Source organism: Amycolatopsis sp. NPDC098790 (genome assembly GCF_044759945.1).
Taxonomy (GTDB): domain Bacteria; phylum Actinomycetota; class Actinomycetes; order Mycobacteriales; family Pseudonocardiaceae; genus Amycolatopsis.
In genome coordinates this window covers 631,951-653,114 of sequence record NZ_JBIWAI010000003.1, presented here as the reverse complement: position 1 = coordinate 653,114, position 21,164 = coordinate 631,951, and the positions used below count along the sequence as shown (strand labels likewise).

Annotated in this window: 13 protein-coding genes; 2 read left to right on the top strand and 11 right to left on the bottom strand. The window is 72.4% G+C overall.

Annotation, left to right across the window (positions count from 1 at the left end):
• Window positions 1–101 precede the first annotated feature (101 nt).
• On the top strand, window positions 102–8,477 hold the full coding sequence (locus ACIQWX_RS28235) for a SpvB/TcaC N-terminal domain-containing protein (RefSeq protein WP_400877166.1): 8,376 nt from the start codon (window positions 102–104) through the stop codon (window positions 8,475–8,477).
• Window positions 8,474–8,977 (top strand): hypothetical protein, encoded by a 504-nt coding sequence (locus ACIQWX_RS28230; RefSeq protein WP_400877164.1) that lies wholly within the window; start codon window positions 8,474–8,476, stop codon window positions 8,975–8,977. The genes ACIQWX_RS28235 and ACIQWX_RS28230 overlap by 4 nt, the downstream gene beginning before the upstream one ends.
• Window position 8,978: 1 nt before the next feature.
• Here ACIQWX_RS28230 and ACIQWX_RS28225 read toward each other — a convergent pair whose 3' ends face one another.
• The 11 genes from ACIQWX_RS28225 to ACIQWX_RS28175 form a co-directional block, all read right to left on the bottom strand.
• Window positions 8,979–9,464: a vanadium-dependent haloperoxidase gene (locus ACIQWX_RS28225; protein ID WP_400877163.1), complete on the bottom strand. Its 486-nt coding sequence runs from the start codon at window positions 9,462–9,464 to the stop codon at window positions 8,979–8,981.
• Window positions 9,412–9,708 carry a hypothetical protein gene (locus ACIQWX_RS28220; protein WP_400877161.1) on the bottom strand — a complete coding sequence of 99 codons (297 nt, stop codon included), beginning with the start codon at window positions 9,706–9,708 and terminating at the stop codon, window positions 9,412–9,414. Before ACIQWX_RS28220 ends, ACIQWX_RS28225 begins: the two co-directional genes overlap by 53 nt.
• Window positions 9,709–9,812: 104 nt before the next feature.
• Window positions 9,813–10,637: an NAD(P)H-binding protein gene (locus ACIQWX_RS28215; RefSeq protein WP_400877159.1), complete on the bottom strand. Its 825-nt coding sequence runs from the start codon at window positions 10,635–10,637 to the stop codon at window positions 9,813–9,815.
• A 73-nt stretch (window positions 10,638–10,710) separates the two neighbouring features.
• Entirely contained in the window at window positions 10,711–11,541 is an 831-nt protein-coding gene (locus ACIQWX_RS28210; protein ID WP_400877157.1) for a cell division protein FtsQ/DivIB, read from the bottom strand.
• Between the two features lie 4 nt (window positions 11,542–11,545).
• Window positions 11,546–12,943: a UDP-N-acetylmuramate--L-alanine ligase gene (murC, locus tag ACIQWX_RS28205; RefSeq protein WP_400877156.1), complete on the bottom strand. Its 1,398-nt coding sequence runs from the start codon at window positions 12,941–12,943 to the stop codon at window positions 11,546–11,548.
• Window positions 12,936–14,060, bottom strand: coding sequence for an undecaprenyldiphospho-muramoylpentapeptide beta-N-acetylglucosaminyltransferase (gene murG, locus ACIQWX_RS28200; RefSeq protein ID WP_400877154.1), 1,125 nt, complete (start codon window positions 14,058–14,060; stop codon window positions 12,936–12,938). Before murG ends, murC begins: the two co-directional genes overlap by 8 nt.
• Window positions 14,057–15,559 (bottom strand): putative lipid II flippase FtsW, encoded by a 1,503-nt coding sequence (gene ftsW / locus ACIQWX_RS28195; protein WP_400877152.1) that lies wholly within the window; start codon window positions 15,557–15,559, stop codon window positions 14,057–14,059. The genes murG and ftsW overlap by 4 nt, the downstream gene beginning before the upstream one ends.
• Window positions 15,546–16,952 carry a UDP-N-acetylmuramoyl-L-alanine--D-glutamate ligase gene (gene murD, locus ACIQWX_RS28190; protein ID WP_400877151.1) on the bottom strand — a complete coding sequence of 469 codons (1,407 nt, stop codon included), beginning with the start codon at window positions 16,950–16,952 and terminating at the stop codon, window positions 15,546–15,548. The genes ftsW and murD overlap by 14 nt, the downstream gene beginning before the upstream one ends.
• 2 nt (window positions 16,953–16,954) lie before the next feature.
• Complete coding sequence (gene mraY / locus ACIQWX_RS28185) at window positions 16,955–18,037, bottom strand: phospho-N-acetylmuramoyl-pentapeptide-transferase (RefSeq protein ID WP_400877149.1); 1,083 nt, start codon at window positions 18,035–18,037, stop codon at window positions 16,955–16,957.
• Window positions 18,034–19,536: a UDP-N-acetylmuramoyl-tripeptide--D-alanyl-D-alanine ligase gene (murF, locus tag ACIQWX_RS28180; RefSeq protein ID WP_400877147.1), complete on the bottom strand. Its 1,503-nt coding sequence runs from the start codon at window positions 19,534–19,536 to the stop codon at window positions 18,034–18,036. The genes mraY and murF overlap by 4 nt, the downstream gene beginning before the upstream one ends.
• On the bottom strand, window positions 19,533–21,077 hold the full coding sequence (locus ACIQWX_RS28175) for a UDP-N-acetylmuramoyl-L-alanyl-D-glutamate--2,6-diaminopimelate ligase (protein ID WP_400877610.1): 1,545 nt from the start codon (window positions 21,075–21,077) through the stop codon (window positions 19,533–19,535). The genes murF and ACIQWX_RS28175 overlap by 4 nt, the downstream gene beginning before the upstream one ends.
• Window positions 21,078–21,164 lie beyond the last annotated feature (87 nt).

Sequence of the window (21,164 nt, the reverse complement as noted above, 5' to 3'; positions counted from 1 at the left end):
CCCGGTGCCACCCAACTGGAGGTCTCGGGATCATGGGCTGGAACCCTCGTCGTCGCCTGTCGGTCACCCTTCGGAGAAACCGCAAGCACGTGGCCCGGGGAGTGGTTCTCCTCCTCGTCGCGGCCCTGCTGCCCCCGGCCCAGAACGCGGGCCTCGCCCCGCTGCTGACGTCCGCCCCGCCCGGGGCAGGCACCGCCGGCGTGCCCGCCCACCCGGACGGCGTGTCCTTCGACCCCAACCAGCTCAAGGGAATCCAGGCGGCCGACCCCGGCTCCGGGATCGACCTGATCGAGCCGCCGGCGGCGAACAACAACGGCGAAGCGCGGCTGAACTACCCGATCACGCTGCCGCCGGGCCGGGGTGACGCGCAGCTGCAACTGGCGCTGAGCTACAACTCCGCGAACACCGGCGGCTGGACCGGCGTCGGCTGGGACGTGCCGCTGCCGTCGATCACCATCGACACCCGCTGGGGCGTGCCGCGCTACGACGCCGGCCTGGAAACCGAGACCTACCTGCTCGGCGGAGAACAGCTCACGCCGGTGGCGAATCGGACACCCCTGCAGGCCCGGACCGCGGAAAAGGTGTTCCACACCCGCGTCGAAGGACAATTCCGCAGAATTGTCCGGCACGGTGCCAACCCGCGCGAATACTGGTGGGAGGTCACCGACAAGAAGGGCACGAGGTCGATCTTCGGGGGCCCGGCCGCGGCCACCGCGGACAGCACCACCCTCACCGACGACGCGGGCGCCATCGCCGTCTGGGCGCTGAGCGAGACCCGGGACACGCACGACAACTTCGTGCGCTACCACCACGCCCGGGTCAGCGACCCGGGCGTCACCGGCGGCACCGTGCCCGGCATCGCGCTGTACGCGAAGAAGATCACCTACACCGGCCAGGGCAAGATCGAAGGCCGCTACAGCATCACCTTCACCCGCGACCGGGAGCGCGGCGAGCCCCGGCGGCCGGACGTCGTGATCGACGGGCGCAACGGGTTCAAGCAGGTCACCGCCGACCTGCTGCGCCGGGTCGACGTCTTCCTCGACGACAAGCCGATCCGCGCGTACGAACTGAACTACCGCACGGGCGCGTTCCACAAGACGCTGCTGCAGTCGGTGACCCAGTTCGGCGAGGACGGCTCGCCGTTCACCACGCACACCTTCGACTACTACGACGACATCCGCACCGCCGACGGCGGGTACCAGGGCTTCGGCGACGCGCTCGGGTGGAGCGTGCCGGGCGATTCGCTCGGCGAAAGCGTTCCGGACGGGCACGCGAGCGCGCTCGCGGCCACCACCTCCCGCAGCGCCGGCGGGCACCTCTACGTCGGGTTCAACCCGGCCGTGCCCCGCAAGTCCGGCTCCGCGGGCGCCAAGGCCGGGTTCAGCGCCGGCAGCTCCGAGGGGCTGCTCGCGCTGACCGACGTCAACGGCGACTCGTTGCCGGACAAGGTGTTCCGGACCGGCGCCGGGGTCTTCTACCGGCCGAACCTCGCCGGTCCCGGCGGCACGCCGAAGTTCGGTGACACGCCGATCAAGCTCCCGAACCTGCCGGGCATCTCGGCGGAGGAGACCCGGTCGACCACGTCGGGCGCCGAGGCGTACTTCGGCGTGGCGGCGCAGCTGGACCACGTCTCGACCACGACGCGCACCGACCGGTACCTCACCGACGTCAACGCCGACGGCATCGCCGACCTCGTGAACGACGGCGGTGTCCTGTTCGGCCACCTCGACGCCCAGGGCAACCCGGTCTACAGCGCCGACAGCGACGACACCCCGGTGCCGATCGGCAGCGGCGCCGCGAACGGGACCATCGTCGGCGACCAGACCGCCGAGATCGAGCGGCAGGTCGACGCCTTCCCGCTGCTCGACAGCGTCCGCCGGTGGGTCGCGCCCTACGACGGCACCGTCCGGATCGCCGGCGGGGCGAAGCTGACCTCGGACCCGGGCGACGACCGCGCCGCCGACGGCGTCCGGGTGGCCGTGCAGCACGAGGACACCGAGCTGTGGGCGCAGCGCATCACCGCGCGCGACCACGCCGTGCACGAACCGTCCGGTGTGGACGGTGTCGCCGTGCACCGCGGCGACCGGCTCTACTTCCGCGTCCAGTCCGTCGCCGACGGCCGGTTCGACCAGGTCGCCTGGGACCCGGACGTCACCTACACCGGCCTGACCCCGGCGACCGACGTCAACGGCCTGGACGTCCACCGCTACCTGGCCTCCCGCGACTTCACCCTGGGCGGCCGGCCTTCGACGGTCACCGCTCCCCTGACCGGCACGCTGCACCTCTCCGGCGACGTGGCCAAGGTCGGCGCCACGACCGACGACGTCGCGGTGGTGATCACGCGCAACGGCACGGAGGTGTTCAGCCGGACCCTGCCCGCGGCGAGCGGCGGAACCGTGCCGATCGACCTCGACATCCCGGTGTCGGCGAACGACACGCTGTCCTGGCGCCTGAAGGTGGACTCCCCGATCGACGCGGGAACGCTGCACTGGGTGCCGGAGGCGCACTACGTCGCCGCCGACGGCGGCGTGCCGGTCGTCGACCAGCAGGGCAACCCCACCCTGGTCATCAACCCGCCGTTCGACCTGGACCTCTACCCCGTCGACAGCTCGACCGCGCCGCAGGGTGGTTACACCGCGGACCGCACCGGCGACCTCGTCGTCCGGCCCGAACTCGCGGTCGCCGGGGACGCGCACGTCGTGTTCACGGTCAAGCGCCGCGGCGCGCTGCTCGCCAAGCGGGTCATCGACGTCGTGGCCGGCCAGGTGCCCGACGCCCAGCTCACCGTGCCGGTCACCGAAGGCGACGAGCTGTTCTTCGACTACTCCACGCTCGACACCGGGCTGCCGGCCCGGCTGACCACCCAGTCGGCGTCGGTCAGCACCGACGGCGTCACGTTCACCCCCGTCCCGAGCGCCTTGCACGCCGCGGCCGAGCAGGGCGCCTTCGCGCAGCCCTACCGCGGCTGGGCGGCCATCGGCTACCAGGGCAACCGCGACCGCGCGGCGGCGCCGATCAAGCAGTCCGACCTCGTGCTCGACGCGAGCTACCGGGACAAGATCCCGGGCGCGCCGCAGGAGTCCGACGTCCCCGGCTTCGACGGCCGCGTCAGCAGGCCGGACGCCGTGGTGCTCGCGCCGCGGCCCGCACTGGACCGCTGGGGCAGCGAAGACGGCAACACCTGGGTCGCCGCCGGCGGGGCGGCCTCGTCCCGCTTCGGCACCGACCGGATCGACGTCGCCCAGGACGCCGACATCGCCGGCGCGACCGGCGTGTCCCGGGTGGCGCGCACGCAGCAGGTCTCGACCACGTTCGGCGCGAGCGTTCCCGGGATCCCGATCGGGGCCGGGGCGAGCGTCGCCCGCGGCCGCAGCGCCGGGCAGGTGGACTTCCTCGACCTCAACGGCGACCGCTTCCCCGACGTCGCCGGCCCGGCCGGGATCCAGTACTCCGACGTGACCGGCGGGCTCGGCACGACCCGCGGCAGCCTCGGCACCGGCAGCGTCCGCGAGTCCGACTCGACGGCGTTCACCGCGTCGGCGGGCGCCGGGAGCCCGGCGCGGACCGAAGCCAACGGCCGCGGCGCGTCCGCGCCCTCGGCGGACCGGTCGGCCACCACGGCGGAGTCCGGCAGCGAGCTGCCGAACCTCGGCATCGGCGGCGGTGTCGGCGGCGGCGAGTCCGACGCCGCGTTCGACCTGGTAGACATCAACGGTGACGCGCTGCCGGACCGCGTCCACGCGGACGGGAAGGCGGCGCTCAACCTCGGCTACCGGTTCGCGGCGCCCGAGCCGTGGCCGGGCGGCCCGCTCGCGGACTCCACGACCCGCAACAGCGCCGCCAACCTCGGTTTCAACACCGACTTCTACGGCCTGGCCGGCGGCGTCTCCGCCACCACCGGCCGGTCGGAGACCGAAGCCGGGCTGCAGGACGTGACCGGCGACGGCCTCGCCGACCGCGTGTTCTCCCGTGACGGCCGGCCGCTGTCCGTCGCGATCAACACCGGCAGCGGCTTCGCGGCCCCGACGCCGTTCGGCGGCAGCGCCGGGATCACCACCGACACGAACGCGAGCCTCGGCGCGGGCGCCTACTTCACCTTCGGGTTCTGCCTGGGCATCTTCGCCGGCGGCTGCGTCGTGTTCAACCCGGGCGCCGACACCTCGCGGGGCATCGGCCGGTCCGAGGTGGCGCTGCGGGACGTCAACGGCGACGGGTACGCCGACCAGGTCCGCTCCACCCGGGACGACGAACTGGTCGTCGCGGAGAACCGGACCGGGCGCACCAACCTGCTGCGCACGGTGCAGCGCCCGCTGGGTGCCCGCTTCGAGCTCGACTACACCCGCGACGGCAACACCGAGGACCTGCCGCAGTCGCGCTGGGTGCTCTCGCGCACGACGCTGTTCGACGGCCACCCCGGCGACGGCCAGGACCTCCAGGTGTCCGCCTTCCGCTACGCCGAGGGCCGGTACGACCGGCTGGAACGCCAGTTCCTCGGCTACGGGCGCGTGGTGAGCGAACAGCGCGACCCGGGTGCGGGAGACGCGGTCCACCGCAGCACCACCAGCGAGTACCGCACGGACAGCGTCTACACGCGCGGCCTGCTCACCCGCACCTTCACCGCCGACGCCGCCGGGCGCCTGTTCACCGAGACGCTCGGCAGCTACGTCCTGCGGGACGTCGCCACCGGCAAGGTCGCCGACCCGGCGAGCACCGGTGCCACGGTGTTCCCGCTCCTCGCGCGCACCGAACGGCGGTTCTACGAAGGCGGTGCGGCGGCGGGCAAGACGACCGCCACCGAGAACGAGTACGACCAGTTCGGCAACCTGACCCGCGTCGTCGACGCCGGGGACACCGGGGCGACCGACGACGTCGAGACCCGGACGCAGTACTCCGGCACCGACGCCGCCTGCCGCGACCGCGGCATCGTGGGCGTGCCGTCCGCGGTGGACGTGGTCGCCGTCGCGGCCAAGACCACGACCCGGCACCGGGAGTCCACAGTGGACTGCACAACCGGTGACGTGAAGCAGGTCCGGGCGGTGCTGGCGGACGGCTCGAAAGCCGTCACCGACCTGGAGTACCTGGGCAACGGCAACCTCAAGGCCGTCGTCGAGCCGGCGAACAAGGCCGGCCAGCGGTACCGGCTGGACTACGGCTACGACCCCGTGGTCGGCGTCCACGTCGAGACCACAGTGGACAGTTACGGCTACCGCACGGCCATCACGCACAACTACAAGTACGGCCTGCCGGAAACCACGCTGGACAAGAACTTCCAGCGCGTCCACACGAACTACGACCGGTTCGGCCGGGTGTCGTTCGTGGCGGGGCCGTACGAAATCCCGGAGAACCGGGTCACCGTGAGCTTCGAGTACCACCCCGAAGCCCCGGTCCCGTACGCGGTCAGCCGGCACCTCGACGCCACCGCCGACGGCGTCCGCGACGACACGATCGACGTCGTCCAGTTCACCGACGGGCTCGACCGGGTGCTGCAGACCAAGAAGGACGCCAGCGTCGCGCCGGAGCCCGGGGCGGACCCGCAAGCGGTGATGACCGTGTCCGGGCGCACCGTCTACGACTTCGCCGGACGGCCGGTCGAGCAGTTCTACCCGGTCACCGAACCGAAGGGGGACGCGAACTACGCGTTCAACCCGGCCGTCGACCCCGTCACGCCGACGCGGCTGGGCTACGACGTCCTCGACCGCACCACCAGCACGGTGCTCCCGGACGGCAGCGCGTCCACGACGGCGTTCGGGTTCGGGCCCGACCGGTCCGGTACGACCCGGTTCGAGACGCTGACGACCGACGGGGAAGGCAAGCAGCGCCGCACGTATTCCGACACGCGGGAGCTGACCACTTCGGTCAAGGAGGCCAACCCCGCCGGCGGCCAGCCGGTGATCTGGACCAGCTACGGCTACGACGCGATGGGCCAGATCACCTCCGTCGTCGACGACCGCGGCAACACGACCAAGGCGGCCTACGACAACCTCGGCCGGCGCACGGTCGTCGACAGCCCGGACTCCGGGAAGGTCGAGACCGCCTACGACCTGGCGGACAACATCGTCGGCAAGGTCACGCCGGCCCTGCGCGCCCAGCGCAAGGCGATCCAGTACGACTACGAGTTCACGCGCCTGACCGGGATCCGGTACCCGGTCTTCACCGGCAACGACGTCACCTACACCTACGGCGCTCTCGGCGCCCCGGAGAACGGCGCCGGCCGGATCACGGCGATCCACGACGCCGCCGGCACCGTCACCCGCGGGTACGGACCGCTCGGCGAGCTGACGCGGGAGACCCGGACGCTCGGCGGCGACGTCGGCACCAAGGACGACCGCGGGAAGTCGTTCACCACGACGACCCGGTACGACAGCTGGAACCGGGTGCTGGAAACCACCTACCCCGACGGGGAGGAGCTCACCTACGGCTACGACACCGGCGGGCAGGTCACCCGGCTCACCGGGGTCAAGGGCAGCAGCTCCTACACCTACCTGGCCCGGCTGGACTACGACGAGTTCGGGCAGAAGGTGCTGCAGGAGACCGGCTCCGGCGTCCGGACGACCTACGGCTACAACGACACGGACCGGCGGCTCGCCACGCTGAAGTCGGCCCAGCCCGACGGCACCGCGTTCCAGAACCTGGCCTACGGCTACGACAAGGTCGGCAACGTCACGGCGCTGACCAACGACGTCGCGGTGCCGGGTGCCAAGGAGCTCGGCGGCCCGAGCAGCCAGACCTACGGCTACGACGACCTGCACCGGCTGACGTCGGCGACCGGGTCGTACCGCAACGACAACGCGAAGCTCGACCACTACCGCCTGGACCTCGCCTACGACACGCTCAACAACACCACGAGCAAGCAGCAGAAGCACGAGCTGACCGCGTCCTCGGGCGCGACCCAGCCGCAGAGCAAGACCAGCTACACGCAGAAGTACACCTACACCGACCGGCCGCACGCGCCGAGCAGGATCGGCGCCGACGTCCAGAAGTACGACGCCGGCGGCAACCTGATCGACATCACCGCCGGCAGGAGCGCCGACTCCGTGGTGCTGGCCGCGGCCGGCGAAACGAGCGGCGGGAAGCGCACCCAGTTCGTCTGGAACGAGGAGAACCGCCTCGAGTGCGCCTACGACGACGAAGACGACACGGTCAAGCAGGAACCCGCGTCCTGCGACGACAAGGGCGACCAGCCCACCGTCCGGTTCGTCTACGACGACGCCGGCAACCGGGTCGCCAAGGAGGGCAAGCAGACCCACGTCTCGATCGGCACCACCTACGGCCGGGTCGACGGGAAGGCCGTCAAGCACTACTTCCTCGGCGACACAAGGCTGTTGTCGAAGAAGGCGAGCGACTCCGGCTACGAGCACGACCAGTTCTACTTCCACACCGACCAGCTGGGGTCGGCCACCTACGTCACCGACGAACGCGGCAAGCTCGCGTCGCACCAGGAGTACTTCGCCTACGGGGAAAGCTGGGTCGAGGAGACCAGGACCCAGGAGCCGGTGCCGTACCAGTACAACGGCAAGGAGTTCGACAAGGAGACCGGGCTCTACTTCTACGGCGCCCGCTACTACAACCCGCGGACGAACCTCTGGCAGAGCGCCGACCCGGCCGGCGGGTCCTATTTGGACGGCGCGCCGAACGGTGGCGTGACCCAGCCGTTCAACCTGGCGTCCTACAGCTACGCCTCCGACAACCCGGTGCGGCTGACCGACCCGGACGGGCTCAGCACGTGGAACCGCGTGGTCGGCGGGCTGAAGCTGGTCGGCGGGTTCGCCGAATCCGCCACCGGGGCCGCGTTCGGCGCGGCGACGTCGTGGACCGGCGTGGGCGCGGTCGCCGGGGCCGTGGTGTTCGTCCACGGCGCCGACACGGCGGCCACCGGGCTGCGGCAGCTCTACTCGGGCGAGGACGAAAGCTCGCTGACCAGCCAGGCCATCCAGGCCACGACGGGGTTGAGCAAGGAGACCGTCGACCGCGGTGAAGCCGTCGTCTCGCTCGGGACGACGCTGCACATGGCGGCGGCCACCAAGACCGCACAGGTCCTGGGCGGCGGGGGCGGCGCCCGGACGGCGGGGGCCGCCGGTCTGGCCGCCGGCGAGCTGTCCCGGCCGGGTGCGCTGCGGGCCGCCGCGATCGAGGTGCACGACCTGGCCCTGGCCGAGAAGGGCGGGCACATCAGGCACTCGATGTCCACGGTGGCGCTGCACGAGACCAGGCTGATCGACGGCACGACGCAGTTCTTCGCCGCGCGGTCCGGCGGCACGCTGTCGACGGCGCAGAAGACCCGGCTGAGGGAGCTCGGCGTGCCGGACGCCAACATGATCAGCGGCCCGTTGCACGCGGAGCAGAACATCCTCAGGGCGGTACCGGAGGGCGCGACACAGGTCCGGTGGGGCATCGCCCAGTCCAAGTACAACAAGCCGCTACCGTGCGAGGAGATGTGCGCGAAGATCGTCAAGGGAGTCATCGAAGGAGCTGAATGACCTCGGTCGACATCGGCTCGCTGGTCGCCGAGGCGACCAGCGGGCTGGCCACCCGCCCCCCGGCGGACGGCTGGGCGGCCTGCGCCTCGATCTGGGCGCGGGTCTACGTCCAGGCCGGCCCCGGGTGGGTCAAGTGGCCGCACCTGCGGACCGCGGCCGACGCGGCGGTCACCACGGCGCTGGCCCGGGCCACGGGTTCGGCCGACCCGGCGGACGAGGACCTGGCCCGCCTGGGCGCGTTCGACGTCGAAGACGACGGGTCGCCCGAGTGGCAGCACGTCCTCGACGTGACGACGATGCTGCTGGCCGCCTTGGCGGACGACGACCTCGAGTCCACCCTGCACGCGACGGTGACGACGTACCTGGAAGGCGCGTTCACGATGGTGGCCAATGACCACGCCCGCGCCGCCGGCGTGCCGCTCCGCCTGCCGGAGGCGGAGCGGGCTCTGGCGGCCGACGAACGGTGGCACCGCGCGGTCGCCTTCGTCCGCGCGCTGTGAGCTAGACCCGCGGCCGGAGGTGGTGGTCGGTGATGTGGTTGCCGACCGCCGCGCCCAGCCTGGTGCCGTCCACGTCCGCGGACCGGAAGTGGATGCCGGCCCAGATGCGGGCTCCGACCACTTCGGCCGTCGCCTGCGAGAAGCTGCCGAAGTGCCGTGTGGTGCCGCTGTCGACGCTGAACGGGACGTCGTCCCGGCCGAAGTAGTGCGCGTACGCCGTCATCTGCGCGGCCGTGCGGCAGGTGTGGCCGGACGGGTAGCCGGGGTTCGGCGGGGTGATCACCAGCGGCGTCCAGCCGGGATCGGCCGTGGTGGCGGGGTTTCCGTCGGTGTCGGCGACCGACCGCCGGTCGTGCCACCAGAGGCCCGCCTCGGTCTGGTCCGCGGTGCGGACCGTGCTCGTCGCCGAGCCGAGCCGCTTGACCTCGGCGAAGTCACGGGCGTACGTGCGGCTCGTGACCGCCGGCGGCCCCGGGGTGCGGAACATCGCCGCGTCCGGAACGGCGAACGGCTCCAGGAACGACGCGGATGCCGCCGCGCTTCGCCGGTCCGTCCGGGAGGCCGTCGAGCCATTCGTCGCACTGGACGCGCAGTCTTTCCTTCTGCTCCGGGAAGATCGCGTCCAGCACCCGGTGGGCGGCCGTGCCGACGGCGGCGTCCGCCGACTCCCGGCCGCCGGCGCGCGGGGCGACGAGGTAGGGCTCGTACGGGGTGCCCTTGATCGCGTTCACCGCGTCTGCGCGTTGATGTCGTCAACCCCAAGGATTGCGTAACGCATCGACACTGCCACGCAAGGTATCGCCACCCGGCCAGGGGAGGCAATGCGCCGGCAGGCCTAGGCGAACACGGCCCGGTTCGCCTCGGCCCATTCGGCGTACGTCGTCCCGGGACGGCCCAGCAGCTCTTCGACCACGCCGGTCGGCACCTGCGGGTGGCGCAGGGTTTCCTCGAAGCCGTCGAGCAGCCAGTCGACGGCGGCTTCGGGGACGCCGTAGCCGATCCACTGCGCGCGCTGTTCGTCGCGGGTCAGCTCGCGGAAGCGGATTTCCCTGCCCAGCACCGATTCGAGCGTCGCAACCTGGCCGCGCAGGCTGAGCGCTTCCGGTCCACTGAGGACATACGTCGCGCCGGTGTGGCCCTCGGTCGTGAGGACCCGGGCCGCGACCGCCGCGATGTCGCCGAGGTCGATCGGGGTCTGGGTCGCGTCGCCGTAGGCCATCGCCACCTCGCCCGCGCGGACCGTCTCCGCCCAGTCGAGCGTGTTGTTCATGAAGACGCCGGGGCGCAGGAAGGTCCAGTCGAACCCCGCCTCGCGGACGGCGGCCTCCACCGCGCCGTACTCGTTGCCGCTGGAGCCTTCGTGGCCGTCGCCGACGCTGCTCCCCGACAGCGCGACGACCCGCTTGATGCCGGCGTCGGTCGCCAGCTCGCAGAATCGCCGGACGGTCCGTGCCATGGGCGCCAGGTAAACCGCGTCGACGCCGTCGAGCGGCAGTGTCGAAGGCCGCGCCAGCGACCCGACCACGACCTCCGCCTCCGGAGGCAGCTGGGCCCGCGAAGGATCGACGGTCAGCGCCCGTACCGGAACTCCCGCGCTGAGCAATTCGTCGACCACCAGCCGGCCGACGCTGCCGGTCGCGCCCGTCACCAGGATCGTCATGACACCCTCCTCATTGTCGTATGCCGTACGAGATCGTACGGCATACGACAACTCGAGGGCACACAAAAAATACTCAAGAAGTGATGGTCGGCAGTTCCGGCGCCGCGACGTCGTAGACCTTGCCCTCTTGCGTCAGCAGCGCCGCGAGGACCTTGGCCTTCCGGTCCGTCTGCTCCGCCGTCCCCCAGCGGACGATCTTCCCGCTCGACAACGTGAACTCCACGCTCGCCGGGGTCCTCGCTGTCGCCGTCGTCACCTGCTTCAGCAGCTGCTCCGGGATCACGCCCAGCACCGCCGTCACCGCGCGGGTCACCGGGTCGTCCGCCGACACCTTCGGCAGCTTGAGCTCCGGCAACCCCGAAGGCCGGGCGGGCACCGTCTTGAACACCACGCCGCCGCCGTCGACCAGGTGGACCCCGTCGCCGCCCGGGCCGCTGTCGAAGAACGCGATCGCCGTCCGCTCGGTCACCGTGATCTCGACCGTGCTCGGCCAGGACCGGGACACCTCGACCGTCGCGATGCCCGGCATCGCCGCCACGCGGTCGCGGATCTCATCCGTGCTCAGCCGCAGCATCGGCTTGTCCGCCGGCACCGCCGCGACCGCGCGGATCGCGTCGGCGGAAACGGTCCGCGACCCGCTGACCGAAACCTCCTGCGCCCCCAGCATCGAGCTGAAGAACAGCAAGTACACCAGGGCGATCACGGTCAGCACCGACAGCAGTGCCACCCACCGGCGGCGGATCTCGGCCCGCCGGTTCGGCCGGTTGCGCGGGGCCGTTCGCGGTACCCGGGTGCGGCGGCGCTCCTCCTCGGAGCGCCGCCCCCGCCGTTGCCGGGCCAGGGTGACGCGATCCGGTGCCTCCTCCTCGGAGGACGGACGGCGGCGTTCCCTGGTCGGACTCATCGGCTCAGCGCTTGTCCAGCTCGGCGAGGATCTCCGGGCCCAGCTGCGTCACGTCGCCCGCGCCCATGGTGACGACGAGGTCGCCCGGCTTGGCGAGCCCCGCCACCAGGCCGGCGGCGACGTCGAACGCCGGCTCGTAGCGCACCGACGCCGTCACCTGGTCGGCGATCAACGCGCCCGTGACGCCCGGCTCCGGCTCCTCACGCGCCCCGTAGACGTCCAGCACGACGACCTCGTCCGCCAGCGACAACGCCGCCGCGAACTCCGCCGAGAACATCTTCGTCCGCGAGTACAGGTGCGGCTGGAACACGACGACGACCCGCCCGGAGCCGGCCGCGGTCCGCACCGCGCGCAACTGCGCGGCCACCTCGGTCGGGTGGTGGGCGTAGTCGTCGTAGACGCGGACGTCGCCCGCCCGCCCCTTGAACTCGAAGCGACGCCGGACGCCGCCGAACGCCGCGAGCCCGTCCGCCAGTTCGGCGGCGGGCGCGCCCAGCTCGATCCCGGCCAGCAGCGCCGCGACCGCGTTCAACGCCATGTGCTCACCCGGCACCGCGACCCGCACGGACAGCTCCGAGCCGTCCAGCAGGAGCCGGACGACGCCGCCGTCGGGCGCGGGGGTGTAGTCCAGGATCCGGGCGTCCCCCGGATCGGCCACCGTGCGGCCGTACCGGCGCACGCGTACGCCCAGCTCCTCGGCCTGCGACCCCAGCTCGTCCGCCGCCGCGTCGTCACCGCAGACGATCAGCAGCCCGCCCGGCACGATCCGGCCGACGAACTCGGTGAACACCTTCGTGTAGGCCTCGGCGGTGCCGTGGTGGTCCAGGTGGTCCGGCTCGACGTTCGTCACGACCGCGACCGACGGCGAATACGTCAGGAACGAGCCGTCGCTCTCGTCGGCCTCCGCGACGAAGATGCCGCCCTCGCCGTGGTGGGCGTTGGCGCCGGATTCGTTGAGGTCGCCGCCGATGGCGAACGACGGGTCGAGCCGGCAGTGCTGTAACGCCACCGTCAGCATCGACGTCGTCGACGTCTTGCCGTGCGTGCCCGCGATGCAGGCGACTCGGTGGCCTTCCATCAGCCCGGCCAGCGCCTGCGCCCGGTGCAGCACCGGGATCCCCGCCTCGCGGGCCGCGGCCAGCTCCGGGTTGGTCTCCTTGATCGCCGTCGAGACGACCACGGCCGACGGCGGCTCGGACAGCGCGGAAAGGTTCGCGGCCGCCTGGCCGACGAACAGCTCGGCGCCCTGGGCCCGCAGCGACAGCAGCGCGCGCGACTCCTTGGCGTCCGAGCCCGACACGAAAGCCCCGCGCGCCAGCAGGATCCGCGCGATGCCGGACATGCCGGCGCCGCCGATCCCGATCAGGTGCGCCCGGCGCAGCTCTTCAGGCAACTCAAGCACCGGCAGCCTCCAGGACGATGCGGGCGAGGGCCTCGTCGGCCTCGCGGTGGCCCATGCCGACCGCCGCCGCGCCCATCTTCGCGACGCGGTCGGCGTCGGTGACCAGCGGGACGACCAGCTCGGCGACCTTGGCCGGGCTCAGGTCGGCGTCCTCGACCATCAGCGCCGCCCCCGCGTCGACCGCGGGACGGCCGTTCGAGGCCTGCTCGCCGTTGCCGATCGGCAGCGGGACGAACACCGCGGGCAGCCCGACCGAGGTCACCTCGGCGACCGTCATCGCGCCCGAGCGGCAGATCGCGACGTCCGCCGCCGCGTACGCCAGGTCCATCCGCTCCAGGTACGGCACCGGCACGTACGCCGGGCGCCCCGGGAACTCCTGCACGACCAGCGTGTTCTTCGGGCCGTGCGCGTGCAGCACGCCGACCCCGGCGTCGGCCAGGTCCTTCGCCGCGCCGGACACCGCCGCGTTGATCGACTGGGCACCCTGCGAACCACCGAACACCAGCAGCGTCGGCGCGTCCGGGTCCAGCCCGAAGTGCTCGCGGGCCTCGGCGCGCAGCGCGGCGCGGTCGAGCGAGGTGATCGAGCGCCGCAGCGGGATGCCGATGACCTCGGCCTTGGGCAGCGGCGTGCCCGGGACGGCGACCGCGACGCGCTTGGCGAACCGCGCGCCGACCTTGTTCGCCAGGCCGGCCGACTTGTTGGCCTCGTGCACGACGATCGGGACGCGCCCGCGCGCGGCCAGGTAGGCCGGCAGGGCGACGTAGCCGCCGAAGCCGACGACGACGTCCGCGCCGACCCGGTCGAGGACCTCACGGGTCTTGCGGACCGAGTCGCGGACCTTCAGCGGCAGCCGCAGCAGCTCCGGCGTCGGCTTGCGCGGCAGCGGCACCGGCGGGATCAGCTCCAGCTCGTAGCCGCGGGCCGGGACGAGCTTGTTCTCCAGGCCGCGCTCGGTGCCCAGCGCCACGACCGTTGCGTCCGGGCGCAGCCGCTTGACGGCGTCGGCCAGGGCGAGGGCGGGTTCGATGTGTCCTGCGGTGCCACCTCCGGCGACCACGACCACGGGCCCTCTGCCCGAGGCGGCTCGCTCGGCTCCCTTGACGGGGTTACTCACCAATGACCTCTCCGGTTCGCGGTACTCCGGGTACCACGGCTCGCTGTTGTCCGCGCGGCCCCGCCGCGAGACGTGGCCGTGCTCGTCCGTGCCGCGCTGCGGCGCACCGGCTCGCGGACCGACTTGCGCCGTTCCTGCGCCGGGGCGGGCCGCGCCGCACGGGGCGCGGGCCTGGCCGCCTTCGCCCCGGCGCGCGCCGCCCCCTTGCGGGTGGCGGGCGGGCGGTACGGATCGGGCGCGGGCAGCCGCAGCAGGCGTCCGAATTTACCCGGCCCCTGTGTGCGCAGCGCGGCCACCGCCTCCGGTTCGTGCCGGGCCGCGTTCGCGAGCACGCCCATGATGAGCATGGTGATCACCAGCGACGTCCCGCCGTAGGAGATCAGCGGCAGCGTGACGCCGGTGACCGGCAGCAGGCCGACGACGTAGCCGATGTTGATGCCGGCCTGCGCCACCAGGAAGACCGTCAGCGTGCCGGAGACGATCCGGATCCACGGGTCGATGTTGCGGGTGGCGATCCGCAGGCCCACGATCGCGACCCCGGCGAACAGGGCGAGCACGACGACGCAGCCGATCAGGCCGAGCTCCTCGCCGATCAGGGCGAAGATGAAGTCGTTCTGCACGTTCGGCAGGTAGTTCCAGCTGGCCGCGCCCTGGCCGAGGCCCTTGCCGAACAGACCGCCGTCGGCCAGCGCGAGCTTGGCCTGGTTGGCCTGGAAGCCCTCGGCGCTGACGTCGGCGTCCGGCGAGAGGAACGACATGACCCGGGCGAGCCGGTAGGGCGCGATGACGGCCAGCACGAGCACCCCGGCCAGGCCACCGGCGAGGATGACGCCGAACAGCCGTTTCGGGGCGCCGGCGAACCACAGCAGGGCCAGCAGCACCACGGCGAGGGTGACCGTGCCGCCGAGGTCGGGTTGCAGCATGACCAGGGCGAACATCAGCAGCGCGATCGGCACCACCGGCACCAGCAGGTGCCGCCACTGGTGGATCACGTTGTACTTGATCACCAGGATGTGGGCGCCCCAGAAGGCCAGCGCGACCTTCGCGGCCTCGACCGGCTGGAAGGTGAACTCGCCGATCTTGAACCAGCCCTGCGAGCCGTTGACCGTCGAGCCGAGCGGGGTGAGCACGAGCACCAGCAGGCCGAGGCAGATCACGGTCGCGGTGGCCGACATCCGCCGGATCCGCTCGAGCTTGACCCGCAGGCCCAGCCAGAACACGACCGAGCCGATCGCGACGAACACGAGGTGCTTGGTGAACAGCGAGTACACCCCGCTGCCGGTCTTCGGGTTGTAGGACGCCACCGACGACGCCGAGAGCACCATGACGATGCCGATGACCGTGAGCACGCCGGTGAGGGCGAGCACGAGGTGGAACGACGCCAGCGGGCGCGAGAGCCACGCGGTCAGCGCGGTCCGGAACGCGACGAAGCCGCTGTCCTTGCGCTCGCGGCGCGGCCGCTTCGGCGGTGCTACGGGCTTGGTGTCAGTCGTCGTCACTCGGCTCCCCCGCTGCGTCGTCGCGGAGGACGTGCACCGCAGCGGCGAACGCGTCGCCGCGCTCGCCGTAGTTGCGGAACATGTCCAACGACGCCGCGGCGGGTGCCAGCAGCACCACGTCACCTGGCCGGGCCATCGCGCTGGCCGCACTCACCGCCGCAGTCATGGGTTCATGGTCACCCGGACGGAGGCTGTTCACCGGGACATCCGGCGCGTGTCGCGCGACCGCGGCGGCGATCACGGGTGAATCGACGCCGAGTAGCACAACCCCGCGGAGGCGGCCAGCGATGCTGCTCACGAGTTCGTCGACCGAAGCGCCCTTGAGCTGGCCCCCGGCGATCCACACGATCGACTCGTGCGCCCGCAGCGACCCGGCGGCCGCGTGCGGGTTGGTCGCCTTCGAGTCGTTGACGTACCGGACCCCGGCGACCTCGGCCACCTCGACGGCCCGGTGCGGGGCCGGCTGGTACTCGCGCAGGCCCTTCAGGACGGCCTCCGGCGAGACGCCGTGCGCGCGGGCCAGTGAGGCCGCGGCCAGGGCGTTCGAGACGTTGTGGAGGCCGGCCGGGCGGACGTCCGACAGCGTGGCGAGCTCTTCGGCGCTGGTCGCCGGGTCGGCCACGAAAGCGCGGTCGACCAGCAGGTCTTCGACGATCCCCAGCTCACCGGCCCGCGGGGTGTCGAGCTGGAAACCGATGCGGCGGGCGCTTTCCGGCGCGTGCGCTTCGGCGATCCGCGTGGACCAGTCGTCGTCGGCGTTGTGCACCGCGACCTTGGCGCGGGTGTAGACCCGCCCCTTCGCGGCGGCGTACTCCTCCATCGAGCCGTGCCAGTCGATGTGGTCCTCGGCCAGGTTGAGCACGACCGCCGCGTCCGGCGCGAGAGTCGAGGACCAGTGCAGCTGGAAGCTCGACAGCTCGACGGCGAGCACGTCGTAGCCCGCGCGGACCGCGTCGAGGGCCGCGTAACCGATGTTCCCGCAGGCCACGGCGTTGGAGCCGGCCGCCTTGAGGATCGACTCCAGCATGCCCACGGTGGTCGTCTTGCCGTTCGTGCCGGTGACCACCAGCCACGACGGCGGGTGCTCCCGCAGCCGCCCGACGCGCCAGGCCAGCTCGACGTCGCCGATCACCTCGACGCCGGCCTCGGCCGCGGCCACCAGCAGCGGGGACGTCGGCCGCCAGCCGGGGCTGGTGACGACGAGGACGACGTCGTCCGGAGGTTCGGAGAGGCCCGGCACCAGCTCGGCGCCGAGGCCCTCCAGCTCGGCCAGGCGCTCGGCGTTGCCGTCGGTGACCGTGACGCGCGCGCCGAGGTCGACCAATACGGGCACGATCGACTTGCCGGTGACCCCCGCACCGGCGACGAGAACGTGACGACCGGAGATCTCCAACGTCAGCCCCCGAAGCCCAGCTGCTCGCTGTAGAACAGGCCGAGGCCGAACATGCAGCAGATCGCCGAAAGCAGCCAGAACCGGATGATGACCGTGGTTTCCGCCCACCCGGCGAGCTCGAAGTGGTGGTGGAAGGGCGCCATCCGGAAGAGCCTTCGCCGGGTCGTCCGGAACACCGCGATCTGCGCGACCACCGAGATCATCTCGACCATGAACAGGCCGCCGATGACGATGGCGAGCAGTTCGGTGCGGGTCGTCATCGACAAGCCCGCGACCAGGCCGCCGAGGGCCAGCGAGCCGGTGTCGCCCATGAAGATCTTCGCCGGGGCCGCGTTCCACCAGAGGAACCCGACGCAGGCGCCGGTGGCCGCCGCGGCGACCACCGCGAGGTCGAGCGGGTCGCGGACGTCGTAGCAGGCCGGCGCCGGTCCGTTGGCGCAGTTGAGCCGCTCCTGCCAGAACGCGATGACGACGTAGGTCGCCAGCACCATCGCCGCCGACCCGCCGGCCAGGCCGTCGAGGCCGTCGGTGAAGTTCACCGCGTTCGACCAGCCGGAGATCACGATGTAGCAGAAGATCACGAAGAACACCGCGGGGAACGTGATCAGCGCGAGGTCGCGGACGTAGGAAAGGCTCTCGGACGCCGGCGTGATGCCGCGCGAGTCCGCGAAGTTCAGCGCCAGCACCGCGAACGCGATCGTGACGACCAGCTGGCCGACCAGCTTCGCGGTCTTGTTCAGGCCCAGGTTGCGCTGCTTGCGGATCTTGATGAAGTCGTCGAGGAACCCGACGATCCCCAGGCCCACCGCGAGCATCAGGACGAGCAGCCCGGAGGCCGTCGGCGCGCCGCTGCGGGAGTTGAACATCCAGTTGATCAAGTGCGCGGCGAAGTAGCCGATGACCATCGCGATGATGATCGCGACGCCACCCATCGTCGGCGTACCGCGCTTGGACTTGTGTCCCTGCGGGCCTTCCTCGCGGATCTCCTGCCCGAAGCCCTGCCGGGAGAAGACCCGGATGAGGTAGGGCGTGAGCATGATGGAGACCAGCAGGCCCGCCGCGGCCGCGATCAGGATGCTGATCACGCGTCACCACCGTTCGAGCGATTCTCGGAGTTGTCGGTTTCCCGGGGTTCGAGCAGAGCTTCGGCGACCCGCCAGAGGCCGGCGGCCTTGGAGGCCTTGACCAGCACCACGTCCCCGGGGCGGAGCTGATCATGCAGCAGGGCGATCGCGGCCTCGACGTCGGGTACCAGTGCCGACTCCTCGCCCCAGGAACCCTCCTGGTGCGCGCCCTGGTGCATGGCCGCCGCTTCGGGGCCGATCACGACGAGCTTGGCGATGTTGAGCCGGACGACCAGGCGGCCGATCTCGTCGTGGGCGGTGACCGCGTCCGCGCCGAGCTCGCCCATCACGCCGAGCACGGCCCAGGACCGGCGGCCGGAGTCCCGCGTCATCGCCGCGAGGGCCTTCAGGCCGGCCCGCATCGACTCGGGGTTGGCGTTGAAGGAGTCGTTGAGGATCGTGACGCCGTCTTCGCGGGTGACGACCTCCATGCGCCGCGCCGAGCGCCGCTCCACGGCCGACAGCCGCGCGCCGATCTCGGCCGGCGCCGAGCCCAGCTCCAGGGCGATCGCCGCGGCCGCGAGCGCGTTGCTCACGTGGTGCTCGCCGTGCAGCGGCAGCCGCACGTCCGCTTCCCCGGCCGGGGTGACCAGCCGGAACGACGCGCGGGCCTGGTCGTCGAGCGTGATGCTCTCGGCGCGGACCTGCGCGGACGCGCTTTCCCCGAAGAACACCACGCGGGCCTTCGTGCGGCTCGCCATGGCCGCGACCAGCGGGTCGTCGAGGTTGAGCACCGCGACGCCGTCCTCGGGCAGGGCCTCGACCAGCTCGCCCTTCGTCTTCGCGATGCCTTCGCGCGAGCCGAACTCGCCGACGTGCGCGCTGCCGACGTTGAGCACCGCGCCGATCCGCGGCGGGGCGATCTCCGCGAGGTGGGCGATGTGCCCGGGCCCGCGCGCGGACAGCTCCAGCACCAGGTGCCGGGTCTCCGCGTCGGCGCGCAACGCCGTCCAGGGGTGGCCCAGCTCGTTGTTGAACGACCCGGGCGGCGCGACCGTCGGGCCGAGCGGCTCGAGCAGCTGCGCGATCAGGTCCTTCGTCGACGTCTTGCCGGACGAGCCGGTGACGCCCACGACCGTCAGGTTGCCCTCGGCCAGCCGCTGGACGACGAACCGGGCGAGCTTGGCCAGCGCGGCCAGCACGGCGGCGCCGGAGCCGTCCTTGTCGCCGGTCAGGGCGACCGACCGCTCGTGGGCCTCGCCCGCGGCGAGCGGCGGGACGATGATCGCCGGCGCGTCGACCTCGCGGGCGGCCAGCACGGCCACGGCGCCGGCCGCGACGGCCTGCGCGGCGAAGTCGTGGCCGTCGACCTTCTCCCCCGGCAGGGCGACGAACAGGCCGCCGGGCGTGAGCTTCCGGGTGTCGAACTCCACGCTGCCGGTCACCTGCGCGCCCGGGTCGGCGCGGTGCAGCCGGCCGCCGACGACGTCGGCGAGCTCGGCCAGGCTGAGCACGATCACACACTCACCTCGAGTTTGTTGCGGATGGCCGCGGCCAGCTCGTCGCGGTCGGAGAACGGGTGCACGACACCGCCGGCCTCCTGGCCGGACTCGTGCCCCTTGCCGGCGAGGAAGACGATGTCGCCCGGCTCGGCCAGGGCGACGGCGTGCTCGATGGCCTCGCGGCGGTCGCCGATTTCGACGACCTCGCCGCCCTCGGCGGGCCCGACGGCGCGGGCGCCGGCGAGCATCGCGGCGCGGATCGCCGCCGGGTCTTCGGAACGCGGGTTGTCGTCGGTGACGATCAGGACCTCGCTGCGCCGGGCCGCCGCCTCGCCCATCATCGGGCGCTTGGCGGTGTCGCGGTCGCCGCCGCAGCCGAGCACGGTGATGATCCGGCCCTCGGCGCGGGCCCGCAGCGCGTCCAGGCCCTGGGCGACCGCGGCCGGCTTGTGGGCGTAGTCGACGACGGCGGTGAACTCCTGGCCGACGTAGACCCGCTCCATCCGGCCCGGCACCTGCACCTCGACGAGGCCGGTGACGATGTGCTCCAGCGCGATGCCCGCGCTGCCGAGGATCGCGGCGGCGAGCACGGCGTTGGCGACGTTGAACTCGCCGGGCAGCGGGATCCGGGCGGGCGCGCCGAGCCCGTCCGGGCCGTGCAGCGTGAAGGTCTGCTCGCCGTGCGGGGTGGCCTCGATGTCGGTGGCCTTCCACGCGGCCTCGGTGCCGGGGTCCGTGGTGACCGTGATCGTCTGCGGCGTGAGCAGGGCCTGGCCCCACGCGCTGTCGACCACGACGACCTCGGTGGTCGAGCGGCCGTCGAACAGCAGCGACTTCGCGGCGAAGTACTCCTGCATGTCCTTGTGGAAGTCCAGGTGGTCCTGGGAGAGGTTGGTGAACGCGCCGACCGCGAACCGGGTGCCGTTGACCCGGCCGAGCGACAGGGCGTGGCTGGAGACCTCCATCGGCACGTGCGTGACGCCGCGCTCCAGCATCACCGCGAGCAGCGCCTGCAGGTCCGGTGCCTCCGGGGTGGTGAAGCCGCTGACCAGGCGTTCGCCGGCGATCCGCGTCTCGACCGTGCCGATCAGGCCGGTGGTCAGGCCCGCGGCCCGCAGGCCGGCGTCGACCAGGTAGGACGTCGTGGTCTTGCCGGACGTGCCGGTGACGCCGAGGACGGCCAGCCGCAGGGAAGGCTCGCCGTAGATCCAGGCGGCGATCTCGCCGAGGGCGGCGCGCGGGTCGGCGTGCACGAGGATCGGGACGCCGGCGTCGCGCAGCGCGGGCCGCTCGGCGCCTTCGGCGTCGGTGAGCACCGCGACGGCCCCGGCCGCGACCGCCTGGTCGCTGAAGTCGGCGCCGTGCGCGCGGGCGCCGGGCAGGGCGGCGAAGAGGTCGCCGGGCAGCACGTGCTGGGCCCGCAGGGTGGTGCCGGTGACGGTGAGGTCGGCGGCGTCGGGCCGGTCGGCGATCAGCCGCGCGTCCGCCCTGGCGAGCAGCGTCGCCAGCGGGACCGGGTCGATGCGCGCCGGGCGGGGCGGTGCGGGGACCGCTTTCACCGGGCTTTCCGGCACCTGGGAACTGGACGAGGACACGGACACGGCCAAGAGGCTACCGGCGGCCGTTCCGGGGCCCCGCACGCGGTA

Coding starts and splice junctions, on each gene's coding strand:
- ACIQWX_RS28230 (WP_400877164.1), top strand. CDS start 8,474: ATGACCTCGGTCGACATCGGCTCGCTGGTCGCCGAGGCGACCAGCGGG.
- ACIQWX_RS28225 (WP_400877163.1), bottom strand. CDS start 9,464: ATGTTCCGCACCCCGGGGCCGCCGGCGGTCACGAGCCGCACGTACGCC.
- ACIQWX_RS28215 (WP_400877159.1), bottom strand. CDS start 10,637: ATGACGATCCTGGTGACGGGCGCGACCGGCAGCGTCGGCCGGCTGGTG.
- ACIQWX_RS28210 (WP_400877157.1), bottom strand. CDS start 11,541: ATGAGTCCGACCAGGGAACGCCGCCGTCCGTCCTCCGAGGAGGAGGCA.